Consider the following 15,639-nt stretch of genomic DNA (forward strand, 5'->3'; position numbering starts at 1 on the left):
ACAGAAAAAAAGATATTAATTTTTAGAAAAAATAATTTTGATAAAAAATAAAATAATTTTCATTTTACCATTGTTAATGGTAAGCATCTTTTTCGCACAAGAAAAACCAAACATAGTTTGGATAACTATAGAAGATACTTCACCTCAATTTATAGGTTGTTATGGTAACAAAAATGCAAGCACACCAAATATTGACAAGTTGGCTAAAGAAGGCATTAAATTTACCAATGCTTTTGCAACAGGCACAGTTTGTTCTGCAAGTAGATCTGCAATAATAACAGGAGTTCCTACTTATAAAATAGGTACAGGAAATCATAGAAGTAACTTTCCTATTCCAGATTTTATTCATGGTTTCCCTTATTATTTAAAACAACATGGCTATTACACTTCTAACAATGTAAAAACAGATTATAATGTTGCTGATGAAAAAGTAATGATTGCAGAATCTTGGGATGAAAGTTCTAAAAAAGCAACTTGGAGCAATCGAAAAGATAAAAAACAGCCGTTCTTTTCGGTTTTCAATTTTGCAGCTTCACACCAATCTAGAACAATGTCTATGCCTTTTGATTGGTATAAAAAATATGTTTGGAATTATTTACCAGAAGAAGATAGAATTGGCGATAAGGATTTTGAAATGCCTGCCTATTTTAAAGACTCACCAGAAATGCGAAAGCAATTTGCCAGAGTATATAATTCTATAAAACTGACTGACAATAGAATTGGGAAATTATTACAAAAATTAGAAGATGATAATTTAAAAGAAAATACCATTATTTTCTTTTATGCAGATCATGGAGAAGGTATTCCAAGAGCAAAAACCAATGGAATTAATCTAGGTTATCGAGTACCATTTATTGTTCATTTTCCAGAAAAGTTCAAGCATTTATCACCTTGGGGAAAAGTAGGTTCTGTAAGTAGTGAACTCATTAATTTTGAAGATTTAGCACCAACATTAATTAGTTTAAGTGGTGGCAAAGTTCCTGATTATTTAAAAGGAAGAGTGTTAGTAGGAAAAAATAGAGACCAAGAAAGAAATCATCTTTTATTGTCTTCTGATAGAGCAGATAATGGACCAGATTTAACTAGAACAATTACAGATGGCAAGTTTGTGTATTCTAGAAATTTTCAGCCATTTACACCAGAAATGCGCTATATCAGATATATAGAACAAGCAGAAATTACCCAGCAAATGCGTAAAGATTTAAAGGTGGGCACTTTAAATGATGTGCAAGAAAACATATTTAAAACAAGACCTTTTGAAGTTTTATATGATATAGAAAATGACATTTGGGAAAGCAATAATTTGGCAAATAACCCAAAATATGAAGCTGTTTTACAAAAAATGAGAAAACAGTTAGATAATGCTATTTTAAAAGCAAGAGATGTACATTTTGCAACAGAATACAAGATTGCAGAAATTTCAAAAGAGACAACTCCATATCAATTTCGATTAAATGAAGAAAAATATCCTTTTCAAAAAATCTATAAAGTAGCTTCTTTATCAGGTAAAAAAGGAAAAAAAATAGCCAGAAAACAAGCCAAATATTTAAAAAGTAATACAGAAGAAATAAGATATTGGGCAATTACTGGTTTTTTGAGCCAAGAAAAAGAGTTTATAGCTTGTTATAAAAAAGAAATTACAAAAGCACTTGATGATAAGTTTCCTCCTGTAAAAATTACAGCTGCAGCAGTTTCTTTTGAGCATTTTGGCGATAAGAAATCAGAAAATATTTTGAAAGAATTTAGTAAAAGTAACAATTTAGATTTGGCTTTATTAAGTATAAATTATTTGTTATACATCAACAATAAACAGCCATTTATAGAAACCATACAAGAAGCAAAAAAACTACCAAACAGAAATTACAATGTAAAATCTGCTTGCACTGATTTTTTAATGATTGTTGAGTTAGGTAAAAATCAATAAGATAATTTTTAGAAAATTATTATAAAAATGAAAGAAATAAAAAATAAATTTAACATTCTAATTCTAGTTGGGTTCTGTGTTTTTAGCAGTTATATAAATGCACAAACGAATGTTGTTGTAAATCCAGATATTGAGTACCAAACTATGGAAGGTTGGGGTGTTTCTTTAGCTTGGTGGGCAAATTTAGCTGGAGGAATGGGTGAAGAAACCATAAACGAACTAGCAAATTATGCAGTAAATGACCTGAATTTAAATGTATTTCGTTTTAATATTGCTGGTGGCGATAATCCAAATTGCACAGAAGGAGATCACATCAGAAAAGATGGTGGGCAAATGCCTGGATATAGAAGTATTCAAAACGATAATGAAGGTTGGGGCGTAAATAACTTAACAAACGATATTCGTCAAATTACAGTAATGAATAAAATAGCAGCATTAAGAGCTGCTAAAGGAGATATAATCACAGAAATTATTTCCTATTCTCCACCTTGGTGGATGACTTTTGGAGAATGCTCTGCTGGAAACGTTAATAAAACTTCAGAAAATTTAAAACCAGAATTTATTGATGATTTCGCAGATTACTTGGTTTCTGTGACTAAAGATTTAAATACTGCATACCCTAGTTGGAATATCAGTTATATTAACCCTTTTAATGAGCCAACTTCTGGTTATTGGGGTAAAGGAGGAAATCAAGAAGGCTCTGCATTTTACCCTGCAACACAAGCACAGGTTTTATGGCGATTATGGCAAAGAAGAAGAGATTTAGATGTATTATCTATACAACTTTCTGCAGCAGATAATACAAGTGTAACCAAAGCATTAACTAACATAGAAACCTTAAAAAATAACAATCTTAATGAGTTTAGTGGCATTGCTAAAATAAGTACGCATAGTTATTCTGGTAATTGGGAAGATAAAAGAGATTTAGCCAATTTTGCTAAAGAAAATGGAAACAAACCAATTTGGCAAACAGAAACAGGCCCATTAAGTTGGAGTCCGCCAACAGGAACAAACGACTGGTTTATAAGGCATTATGATATGGCTTACAGATTAATCGAAGATTTAAGAAATTTAAAAGCTACAGTTTGGTGCGATTGGCAATTAATGTCTAGAGATGATGGTTGGGGAATGCTTCATCAAACCAACTGGAATGAAAATATTCCATTTAGAAAACCTATTCTAAAAAAAACTAGAGGTTTTTACTTGAGAAAAAATGTTACGAATCATATAAAAGTTGGTTATAAAATCATAAATACCAATGATGGAAATACATTAGCAGCATTGAGTCCTGATGAAAATGAAGCTGTTTTTGTGGTTGTAAATGCATCAAAAAATACAAAAAATTACAGTATAGATTTATCTAAATTTGATGCAATAAATAGTTTTAAAACCTATAGAACTTCTGGAGAAAACGCCAATTCTGGAGAAAATGCTGTCGAGAAAACCACTGAAGCAATTACTCAAAAAGGAGTATTATCTAATAAAAAAATTGCTTACAATGCTCCTGCATATTCTTTAACCACTTTTGTAATAAACACTGCTAGCTCACTTTCTAATGAGAAATTTGAGAGAGATGCATTAAAAATTTATCCTGTCCCGTTTTCAGAAAATTGCACTTTTCAATTTCCAAGGCAATTGTTGAATGGGAAATTAATTATTTATAACAGTTTGGGTAAAGAAGTTAGAAAGATAGAAAACATCAATACTAAAAAATTAAAATTTGAGAGAAAACAACTAAAAAGTGGTGTTTACTTTTATAATGTTGTGCAAGATTCTACCTCGCTTTCAAAAGGAAAATTTACAATCAACTAAAATATAGTTATTAATATGAAATTATTTCGTTTATTATTAGTTTTTATCATTACTTTCATAAGTATTTACAGTTGTTCTGAAATTGAAAATAACAAAATTTCACTAGCAGGAACTTGGCAAGTAAAACTAGATTCCGCAAATATTGGTATATCAGAAAAATGGGCCTCCAAAAAGTTTACAGGTACAGAAATTGCCTTACCAGGAACTTTAGATGATGCTAAAATCGGAAAAAAAAGTACTCTAAAACCAGCTATTAACAATTATGTGATGTCTAATTTGACTAGAAAGCATCAATATATTGGCAAAGCTTGGTATCAAAAAGAAATTGATATTTCTAATGATTTAAAAAACAAAAAAGTAATCTTATCACTAGAAAGAATTATTTGGGAATCAACTGTTTATCTCAATGGAAAAATGATAGGTTCTAACAATAGTTTAATTGCAAAACATACATTTGATGTTACTAAACACTTATCAAAAGGAAAAAATTTAATTACTATTTTAATTGATAATGGAAACAAATTTCCGAACATAAATGTACCAGGTACAAGATATCCAGACAAAGTAAATCAAGATATGGCACACGCATATACCAACCATACACAAATAAAATGGAATGGTATTTTGGGGGATATAGCTCTTGAGTTTTCTGATGATAATGCACCAAAAAACTTGCAAATTTATCCTAATAAATCGCTAGATAAATTAAAGGTTAACTTTAATCAAACTCAATTAGAAGCAGATAAAGCTACTTGTAAAATTATCGCTACAACAGGAGCAATTGTTTTTAATGATGATGTAACTTTAGAAAAAGGACAAGAAGGTTTGTTAAGTTTTGAAATTGCAAAGCCAGAAAACTTAAAACTTTGGGATGAGTTTAATCCTAATTTATATGATGTAAAAATTAAAACGAATTCTGGTGAGATTTCAGAAAGATTTGGATATAAATCTGTTGGAAATAACAACGGAAATTTAACCTTAAATGATAAAAGAATCTTTTTAAGAGGGAATTTAGAATGCGTTATTTTCCCACTTACAGGATATCCACCAACCAAAAAAGAAGATTGGGCAAAATTGATAACCCAAGCCAAAGCTTATGGACTGAATCATTTGCGTTTTCATTCTTGGTGTCCGCCAAAAGCTGCTTTTGAAGCTGCAGATGAAGCAGGTTTTTATTATCAAGTAGAATTACCTCATTGGAGTTTAAAAGTTGGTAAAGATGTAAAAACTACTGAATTTTTAAGAGCCGAAGCAAAAAGAATGTTGGCTAATTATGGGAATCATCCTTCGTTTATATTTATGGCTTTGGGCAACGAATTACAAGGCGATATTAGTGTTTTAAATAAAATGGTTGCAGAAATAAAGCCATTAGATAACAGGCATTTGTATGCTACAACAGCATTTTCTTTTCAACAACCAACAGGAACAAGACCAGAAAAGGAAGACGAATTTTTTATAGCACAATGGACAGACAAAGGCTGGATAAGAGGACAAGGAATTTTCAATACAAAAGCACCACATTTTAATGCAGATTACTCATCTGGCTCAAAACATATTAATATTCCTTTAGTTTCTCACGAAATTGGTCAATATTCTGTGTATCCAGATATGAGTGAAATTAAAAAATATACAGGTGTTTTAGATCCATTAAATTTTAAAGCAGTAAGAAACGATTTAGAAAAAAAAGGCTTGCTGGAATTTGCACCTAAATTTACAAACGCTTCTGGTAAGTTAGCAGCTTTATTATACAAAGAAGAAATAGAAAGAGCCTTAAAAACACCAAGTTTTGATGGTTTTCAATTATTACAACTCCAAGATTTTCCAGGACAAGGAACTGCTTTGGTAGGTTTATTAAATGCATTTTGGGAATCTAAAGGAATTATATCTGCAGAGAAATTTAGTGAATTTAATAGTGAGATTGTACCTTTAATTCGTTTTGAAAAAGCGACGTATACCAGTGGAGAAACGTTTACTGCCTATTTAGAAATGGCAAACTTTTTTGAAGAGAAAACAAATCAAAATATAGTATTTTTAGTTACAGATAAAGAAGGAAATGAAATCAAAAAAGAAACTATTTCTGGTGTAAATTTAAAAATTGGTAATAACACCAATTTAGGTACAATCAATTTTCTAATACAAACTGATGAAGCAAAAAAACTAACCATAACTGTTGCTTTAAAAGGCTCAAAGTATAAAAATAGCTGGAATATTTGGGTATATCCAAAAAATGTACCTACTACAAAAGAAGGTGTTATAGTAACATCATCCATAAAACAAGCTATAGTTTTATTGAAAAGAGGTAAAACAGTATTATTAAGTCCAAACCCAAAAACATTAAAAGGTATAGAAGGTAGATTTGTACCTGTTTTTTGGAGTCCTGTGCATTTTCCAAATCAGCCAGCAACAATGGGTGTTTTATTGGATGAAAAAAATGCGGCTTTTAATAATTTTCCAACCAATTATCATAGCGATTGGCAATGGTGGGATTTATGCATCAACTCAAAATCTATAATTATAGATGATTTAGAGGTAGAACCAATTGTAAGGGTTATAGATAATTTTGTTACTAACCACCATTTATCAAATGTTTTTGAAGCAAAAGTTGGTACTGGCAAATTAGTGTTTTCATCCATAGATTTAATTTCTGATTTAGACAAAAGACCAGTGGCAAAACAGTTGAGGTATAGTTTATTAGAATATATGTCTAGTGATGAGTTTGCACCAAAAAAATCAATAGATAATAAAGATTTAGAAAACATTAAAATGAATAAGAAAAAAGGTTCATTTTCTACCAATGATATTTATAAAGAGTAATTTTTATGTCTATTTTTCGTAGTTTTAGTATTGGTAATCAATTGTGTTAATTAAAACTTGTATAAATTGAGAGAGGTAAAAAGTATCATCAAAATTGAAATAGGTATACTGATTCTGATTAGTCTTATTTATTTTTCGTGCGATAAAAAAAATATTGAAAAACCTATTTACGCAGCAGAAAAATGGGAAAATCCTGAATGGGAAAACCCAGAAATATTTCAGATTAATAGAGAAAAACCAAGAGCTACTTTCTATAACTATGCTACACCTAATGATGCCTTTATAAACAAAGGCTGGGAAACTTCATCATTTTACAAATCTTTAAATGGCAATTGGAGTTTTTATTACGCAGATAGTGTACAAGCAAGACCAGTAGATTTTTACAAACAAGATTTTAATATAGAGGGTTGGGATAAAATTGAAGTCCCTTCTAACTGGGAAATGAAAGGTTTTGGTTTGCCAATTTATGTAAATCTAGGTTATGTATTTCCTATAAACCCTCCATTTATCAAACATAATCTAAATAATGTAGGGAGTTACAAACGCACTATTGATATTCCAAAAAAATGGAAAAATAAAAATGTGTATATCCATTTTGCAGGTGTTAGTGGGGCAATGTATGTTTATGTAAATGGAAAACAAGTTGGGTATAATGAAGGTAGTAAAACTGCTGCAGAATTTAATATTACTAATTACGTAAAATCTGGAGAAAACCAAATTGCTGTGCAGGTTTTACGTTGGTCTGATGCTAGTTATATGGAGGATCAAGATTTTTGGAGATTAAGTGGTATAGAAAGAGATGTGTATCTGCGAGCTGAAAACAAAATCCATTTAAAGGATATAAAACTTAATGGAGATTTAAGTGCTGATTACAAAAAAGGGCTATTAAATCTAGAATTAGAAATAGAAAACACGTCTGACAATTTATCTTCTGGAAAAATTGTTACGACACTTTTTAAGGATAACAATCAAATTGAAAAATATGTTGAGAAATTTAATGTTCCTTCAAAAAAAATAATCTCAAAAAGTTTTTCTGATGTAATTCCTAATATCAAAAAATGGTCAGCAGAAACCCCAAATTTATATACAGTTTTAATCACCTTAAAAGATAGTAATGATAGTGTATTGCAATCTACATCTTTAAAAACGGGTTTTAGAAACATCAAAATAAAAAAGAATCAATTTTTGGTAAATGGAAAACCTATTTTGATAAAAGGAGTCAACTTGCACGACCATAATGAAAAGGAAGGACACGTAATTTCTAAAGAGCTAACCTTTAAAGATTTAAAAATAATGAAAGAGAACAACGTAAATGCAATACGTTGTAGCCACTATCCAAAAAATCCTTTTTTCTACAAAATGTGTGATGAATATGGTTTTTATGTGATTGATGAAGCAAATATAGAATCTCATGGAATGGGAACTACAAACCAAGGTTTAGACAATAATAAGAAGAAACAAAGCGTACATCCTGCTTACTTGCCAAAATGGAAAGCAATGCATTTAGATAGAACTATAAGAATGTATGAGCGTGATAAAAACCACCCATCAATTGTTACTTGGTCTCTAGGGAATGAAGCTGGCAATGGAGAAAACCTCTTTGCAACTTATAAATGGTTAAAAGAAAATGATAGTACTAGACCAACGCAATATGAAGGCGCTACTATGTATAAAAATACAGACATTCAAGCACCAATGTATGATAGAATTCCGCAACTTATTAAGTACGCAGAAAACAACCCAAAAAGACCACTAATATTATGTGAATATTCTCACGCAATGGGAAATAGTTTAGGTAATTTTAAAGATTATTGGGATGTTATTAGAAAGTATGATGTGCTACAAGGTGGATTTATTTGGGATTGGGTAGACCAAGGTTTGGTAGCTAAAACAGCTGATGGTAAAAAATACTGGGGTTATGGAGGAGATTTTGGAGCAGCACACATCAAAAATGATAAGAATTTTTGTCTAAATGGTGTTGTAAATCCTGATAGATCTGCTCATCCTGCATTAGCAGAAATGAAAAAAGTATATCAAAATATACATTTTAAAAATATCGATTTTAAAACAGGTAAAGTTTCTGTTTATAATGAATATTTTTTTACCAATTTAAACAGGTTCAATTATACTTGGCAACTTTATAAAGATGGAAATGAAATTGCAAAAGGAGATGTAGAAGCTATAGATGTAAAACCAAGAGAAACAGGAATTATAACTTTAAAATTGCCTAAAGTTGATAAAAATAAAGCAGAATATACACTAAATATATATGCAAAAAATATTGATAAACTAGCTTTAGTAGATAAAGGTTTTGAGCTAGCAAAAGAACAGTTTATCTATGGAAATTATACACCTATATTGCTATCAAGCGCAAAAAGTAAATTAGAATTAACATCAAACGAAAAAAAGATAACTCTAAAATCTAACAACGTTGAAGTTTCTTTTGATAAAAATTCTGGAGAGCTTACTGCTTTAGATTATGGTAATGGAAATATCATCAAAAAAGGAATAAAACCGAATTTTTGGAGAGCTACTTTAGATAATGATTTTGGATTTAATATGCCAAAACATTATGCTATTTGGAAAAACGCAACAGAAAATCAGACAAAAGTTTCCATAACTCTTAAAGAAGGCAATAATAATATCAATTTAAAAACAACAAAAGATAAAAATGCACTGATACAAGTGGTATATCAGCTACCAGAAAATTCAGGGAAAGTACAACTAGATTATAAAATTGAAGCATCAGGTCAAATAACTGTTACTAGTACATTAAAGGATGTTAAAAAAGGACTACCTAATTTACCACGTTTTGGAAGTAATTTTATCATAAATAATGAATTTAACCAAGTAAATTGGTATGGTAGAGGTCCGCAAGAAAACTATCAAGATAGAAATACAGCTGCTTTTATAGGGAATTACAAAGCAAATGTGGCAGACTTATATTATCCATATATAAGACCTCAAGAAAATGGTTATAGGACAGATACTAGATGGCTCACGTTAACTAATAAATCTGGAGAAGGAATTAAAATTTTAGCAACAAAGTTGTTTAGTTTTAGTGTGCATCATCAATACAATTCAGATTTTGATGCAGGTAAGAAGAAACAACAACGCCATACAACAGATATCATTACAAGAGATCTTGTAAATGTTAATATCGATTATAAACAAATGGGCGTTGGTGGAGACACAAGTTGGTGGGCAAAACCATTAGAAAAGTATCAGATAAAGCCAAAAAAAATGAAATTTAGCTACACTATTCTTCCTATTAATTAGAATTTTTTAACATTCATTGCAGTTTCTTCATACTATCATATTTTAAAAAGAAATACAATATTTTGATTAAATGATATTTATGGATATTAATATTTATCAAATTAATAAAAAAATCCATATTTAGATAATTTCCGTCTATTTTTTAAAAACCCTAAAATCATAAATTTAACAAAACTTTAAATTTTATATGATGATTAAAAATATTACGTTATTTTTTATTCTAATTACTACGTTTGCGTTTGGACAGACCGTAAATGATTTTGAAACTGGTTCTGCTGCACCTATTGGTGCTATTGGAGGATTTACTGCTACTGTGGTTGCAAACCCTGATAAGACAGGTATAAATGCTTCAGATAATTGTTTACAAATAGAAAGAACAAGTGGAGATAACTGGTGGGCTTTGGTAGGTATAAACGTTGATCCTGATTTAGCAGTATCAACATCAGATACTAAATTTATACACTTCCAAGTATACTCTAGTGTTCTAACAGATTTAGGATTGAGAACTGATGGTCCTAGTGATGCTTCTAATGGAACAAATGGAAATATTATTAGACCAAATCCATACACAGCTGTTACTAATAGTTGGCAAGAAGTAGTAATACCCCTTTTAGATACACCATCTTCATCTAATTTTTCTAAAGGTACTTTGTATAGAATTGATTTTCATACAGATATGGGTTTGTTGGAGGAAGACCTAGATCTGCATCTAGCATCGTGTATATAGATAATATAACAATTAATGATAGTGCAAATAAAGTGTATACATCAACTTGGAATGGTGCTACTTCAGATTGGGCTACATCAACAAATTGGACTGGAGGTTTACCAAACCAAACTGTACCAGTTACAATACCTTCTGGGACTCCTTTTAATCCTATTGTTGGTTCCTCATCTGGTGTTTCAGTAGATGTTTTAACATTAAATTCTGGTGCTAATATTACAATAAATTCAGGAGGCTCTTTAATAGCATCATCATCTACTGGTACAGGTACAATAACCTATAAAAGAACTATAACTAAAGATTCAGATTTATCTAATGCTTGGTACTCTGTAACATCACCCGTTTCTGGTGCAACAGTAACTACTTTACAAGCAGAAAACTCTTTTGCAGCAGGTTCTGGAGGCAGTAGAATTGGGTTAGCAACCTATAATAATGATGGCACAGATTGGAATTATTTTACAACATCAAGTACAGATGTAATTAATGCAGGAACAGGTTTAATAGCAAAAATTGATAATGGTGCTGCAAGTAATGATCTTTCTTTTACAGGTACATTTACAGGTACAAACGTAGAGCCAAGTATATCTCAAAATGGAGCTAATTTCTTTAATTTTGTTGGAAACCCATTTACAAGTTATATAAATTTAGGTACTTTCTTTACTGATAATAATGCCACAAATAGATTGTCTGAAGAAACCATTTGGATTTGGGACGAAAATAAAAATGGAGCTAATATGGGTGGCTATGTACAAAAAATGTCAGGAACAGATGCAGCTTTTGAAATTGCACCTGGGCAAGGTTTTTTTGTAAGTGCAGGAACAGCAGGTTCTAACGTAGTTACTTTTAACACTGCCAATCAAAGTCATAAATCAGATTCTTTCTTAAAAAGTGCAAATTCTAGAATTGAAATTGATTTAAAAATTGCTCAAGATGATTTAGTATTCAGTACAAAATTGTATTATATAGAAGGTACATCAAAAGGTTTTGATAATGGTTTTGATGGTTCTATTTTTGGAGGTGTAAATCATGATTTAGCAATTTATACAGAATTATTATTAGATAATAATGGAAGAAAAATTGGGATACAATCTTTACCAAATTCAGACTTGGAGTCTATGGTAATTCCTATTGGTATCAAATCTGAAATTAATAAGGAGTTTATTATTTCTGCAAGTGGTCTAAACTTACCCAATTCTGTAAATATCTATTTAGAAGATAAAAAGAAAAATGCTTTTATAAATTTAAGTCAAGACAATTACAAAACAACATTAGATGCAAGTTCTGATGAACTAGGTAGATTTTTTATCCATGCTTCATCATCAGCATTATCAGCTAATAATAGCACTTTAGTTGATGTAAATGTGTACAGAAAAAACAATAATATATTAAGAATATCTGGTTTAGATAATAGCAATGCAACTGTATCATTATACAATTTATTAGGAAAAAAAGTGATGTTTTCTAAATTTTCCTCACCACAAAGTAATATTGAGTTAAAATTACCAAAACTAGCCACTGGTGTTTATATTTTTAAACTAGAAACAGCAAAAGGGAGTTTGAACAAAAAGATAATTTTAGAATAATTTACTAAAACTTAATAAGATATATAATGACAAAAAATACAGATATTACTCGTAAAGAAGCAATTAAAAAAATTGGCAACTATGGTAAATATGCAGCATTAACTGCATTAGGAACTTATATGATTTTAAATCCACAAAAAGCACAAGCCCAAAGCCCTGAAAATCCAGGTACAGGTTTTTAATACAAAAAAGTATTTTTTTAAGAAAACTCCAATAAGTTTAATATTGGAGTTTTCTGTTTTTAAATTTAAAATAAAAGTATTTTAATCCATGTTTTTGATTTTTTCATCTATTTTTTTGAGATGTATAATTTATAATTTTATAAAAATTTAACCTTAAAATTATTATTATGATAAAAAAAATTACTTTTTTCTTTTTAGTTTGCATTACAACTTTTGGTTTCGCACAAACAGTTGTTAATGATTTTGAAACTGGTTCTCCAGTTCCTGTGAAAAGGTATGGTGCAGAAATTTCAGTTGTTGCCAACCCAAATACAACTGGAAATACATCTGCAAATGTTGCAAAACTAGGAAGAACAACTAGTCTTTGGTATGAATTAATGGCCTTTGATTTAGCTACAGCTTACACTGTTCCTGCTGGTGAAATACGCTACTTTACTTTTATGGCAAATTATCCTGCACAACCAGACATCACCATTCGATTTAATGCTGCAGATGCTAGTGTAGATGGTTCAGGAAGTCAAAGAGCATTAAATAAATACACTGCAACAGCTGGTGAATGGCAAGAAATAGTATTTGAATTAGATGGAGGTACAAATGGGATTACAATAAATGCAATTATATTTATTGGTGATGCAGGTTTTCAAAATGACCCTAAAGGATTAGTCTTAAACAATACTGATAAGTTTGCATATGTAGACAATTTTACATTTAAAGCTCAAAACCCATTAAGTACCAAAAACTTTTCATTAGAAAATAACACTTCTGTGTATCCAAATGAAGTTACTTCTACTTTTAAAATTGATTTAAACAACAGCACAAAAATTAGCGATATTTCTTTATTCAATATTTTAGGTAAAAATGTAACTCATAGCTTGTCTAAAATTAGTGATACTGAATACGATGCATCTAATTTATCTACAGGATTGTATCTTTTAAGGATTCAAGATCAGAATGGTAATAATGTTACTAAAAAAATCTTAAAAAAATAACATTAATTTTTACGAAAATTCAACTCTACAAATTAGTTGGAGATATAAATTTAAAAATATAATACACTTACTTATTTATAATAGAAAAGGGTGAATTTAAATATTCATCCTTTTTTTGAATAAATTTCGAAGAGAACATTATTATAACGCTTTAAGATGTTTGGTTTAAAGTTAAATAATTAAATAAACCTATCGAATACTAAAGAATAAGAATTTTTCAATACCAATCTTTTTATCTTCTTCTATAAATCGAGAAGTAGATATTTTTACGAGTGATTTTAGTAATGTAAACACATTTATGAACACAAAATTTATGTTCCAATACAAATTTAAAGATACCTCATTAAAACAACTAAAATACATATTAGAAAATCTTACAAAATAAAATTAACAGTAAATCAGTTAACTTCTTGTGAGAATAATTCCTAAAGTTTTAGCTAAAGCTAAAGAATATTTAGTTTAAATTTGTTCGATTTGAAAAAAGTAAAAAATAAATACGCATTCTTAATTGGTGTTATAATTATAATAATCATATTAATTATTTCTGCTTTAGGAATTTGGCATACAAGTTCCTTTTTATTTAATAATTAAACCATTTTAGTTTTTAACTGTCTAACTCATAAGCTTTTCAATTTGTAGATTATTACAAATTAAGTTAACTTTGAGATCATCTCAATTAGTTTTTACCCACTTAAAAACTAAACTATATGTCATATTTAGACACCTATTCTGGAAATTGGTCTGCTATTGAAGCAAGACATTTGTTAAAAAGAACCTCTTTTGGGGTAACACAAGCATTGACAGAAGAGTCAGTTTCTTTAGGTTTGTCTGGCACAATTTCAAAACTTTTCGAAATAAAACCAATGCCAGAAACTCCTCTAAAATACGAACCAGATGGAACTGGTAGAGGTGAGATAAACGACCCAGATGTAAACTATGGTGAAACTTGGGTAAATGCACCTGCTTATCCAGATTTGCCTACAAGCCAAGAAAGAAATCGAGTTTTTAGATCAAGAAATCGTTCTAACTATGCTTGGTCTTTTTTACAAATGCAAGATGCAGGTTTATCAATCAGAGAAAAACTAACTTTATTTTGGCACAACCACTTTGTATCTGAAAATACAAATCCTCACAGAGAGTTTTTATACATGAAAATTTTAAGAGAAAATGCTCTTGGAAATTTTAAAGAATTAACCAAACAAATCACTATTGACCCAAATATGCTCATCTATTTGAGTGGTTCTCAAAATACTAATACAGCTCCAAATGAAAATTATTCTAGAGAATTATTAGAATTATTTACCATTGGTAAAGGAGATGCTATTGGTAATGGAGATTACACAAATTACACAGAAAACGATGTAGTACAAATGGCAAAAGTACTTACTGGATGGAGAGTTAGAGGCATTGCACATGCAGAAGGCTTAGTTCCTTTTTTCTCTAATTGGTTTCATACAAAAGGAAGTAAAACCTTATCACATAGATTTAATAATGCCGTAATTTCTGAAAATGGAGAAAACGAATACAAAGATTTAATTGATAAAATTTTTGAACAAGAAGAATGTTCAAGATTTATTACTAGACAATTATATATTTGGTTTGTAAATTCTGAAATCACTACTGAAATTGAGGATAATATTATTGAGCCATTAGCAAAAATCATCAGAGAAAATGATTATGAAATTGCACCAGCTTTGCAAGTTTTATTAACATCAGATCACTTTTTTGAGAACACATTTTGTATGATAAAAAGTCCAATTGATTTGATGTTTTCTGCTACAAAATCACTGTTAGTTTCTGCACCAAAAACATCAGTTCAAGAAGAATATCAATTTGCTTTGGTACTTTATTTAGCTTGTACAGATTTAAATCAATCAATTTTTCATCATCCAGATGTTGCAGGTTGGAAAGCCTATTATCAAGCCCCTTTATATTATAAAAGTTGGGTAAATAGTTATTTACTACCAAAAAGATTAGATTATTGTAGAATTTTAGTTACTGGAGGTGATTTAGTAATTGATGAGAAAAAATATACAGTACCACCTCTAGTACCTGTTTTACAAATTGTTGCAGGTATTCAAAATGCAACTAACCCAAATATTTTGGTTTCTGAATTGGCAAATCAACTATTTAATTACCAAATAACTAATGAACAAATCATTGCTTTAAAAGATATTTTAATTCCTGGGTTACCAGATGTAGAATGGACTATTGAGTATGGAGAATATTTAGGAAATCCCTCTGATGTTTCTGTAGCATTATCTGTTGATAAAAAATTAAGAGGCTTAATTGCTGTGATGGTTCAAATGTCTGAATTTCAAATGATGTAATT

At 29.7% G+C, this 15,639-nt stretch carries 9 protein-coding genes; all 9 read left to right on the plus strand.

All coding sequences use genetic code 11. The features are described from left to right. The first annotated feature begins 37 nt into the window (after positions 1-37). The 9 genes from BTO18_RS10665 (at position 38) to BTO18_RS10700 (ending at position 15,637) form a co-directional block, all read left to right on the plus strand. Complete coding sequence (locus BTO18_RS10665) at positions 38-1,924, plus strand: sulfatase family protein (protein WP_211295599.1); 1,887 nt, start codon at positions 38-40, stop codon at positions 1,922-1,924. A 27-nt stretch (positions 1,925-1,951) separates the two neighbouring features. Next, a complete protein-coding gene (locus BTO18_RS10670) occupies positions 1,952-3,736 on the plus strand; it encodes a T9SS type A sorting domain-containing protein (protein WP_105016203.1) in 1,785 nt (594 codons plus the stop codon). A gap of 15 nt (positions 3,737-3,751) precedes the next feature. After that, complete coding sequence (locus tag BTO18_RS10675) at positions 3,752-6,550, plus strand: DUF8487 domain-containing protein (protein WP_105016204.1); 2,799 nt, start codon at positions 3,752-3,754, stop codon at positions 6,548-6,550. A gap of 66 nt (positions 6,551-6,616) precedes the next feature. Next, a complete protein-coding gene (gene lacZ / locus BTO18_RS10680; RefSeq protein WP_170063258.1) occupies positions 6,617-9,829 on the plus strand; it encodes a beta-galactosidase, LacZ type in 3,213 nt (1,070 codons plus the stop codon). Positions 9,830-10,019: 190 nt separating this feature from the next. Continuing rightward, on the plus strand, positions 10,020-10,556 hold the full coding sequence (locus BTO18_RS10685; protein WP_105016206.1) for a hypothetical protein: 537 nt from the start codon (positions 10,020-10,022) through the stop codon (positions 10,554-10,556). Beyond that, positions 10,547-12,136 carry a DUF8693 domain-containing protein gene (locus tag BTO18_RS10690; RefSeq protein WP_105016207.1) on the plus strand — a complete coding sequence of 530 codons (1,590 nt, stop codon included), beginning with the start codon at positions 10,547-10,549 and terminating at the stop codon, positions 12,134-12,136. Before BTO18_RS10685 ends, BTO18_RS10690 begins: the two co-directional genes overlap by 10 nt. 26 nt (positions 12,137-12,162) lie before the next feature. Next, positions 12,163-12,318 (plus strand): hypothetical protein, encoded by a 156-nt coding sequence (locus BTO18_RS17655; RefSeq protein WP_170063259.1) that lies wholly within the window; start codon positions 12,163-12,165, stop codon positions 12,316-12,318. A 167-nt stretch (positions 12,319-12,485) separates the two neighbouring features. Continuing rightward, entirely contained in the window at positions 12,486-13,307 is an 822-nt protein-coding gene (locus tag BTO18_RS10695) for a T9SS type A sorting domain-containing protein (RefSeq protein WP_105016208.1), read from the plus strand. A gap of 707 nt (positions 13,308-14,014) precedes the next feature. Then, positions 14,015-15,637, plus strand: coding sequence for a DUF1800 domain-containing protein (locus BTO18_RS10700; protein WP_105016209.1), 1,623 nt, complete (start codon positions 14,015-14,017; stop codon positions 15,635-15,637). Positions 15,638-15,639 lie beyond the last annotated feature (2 nt).

It is taken from the genome of Polaribacter porphyrae (assembly GCF_002954685.1).
Taxonomy (GTDB): Bacteria; Bacteroidota; Bacteroidia; order Flavobacteriales; family Flavobacteriaceae; genus Polaribacter; species Polaribacter porphyrae.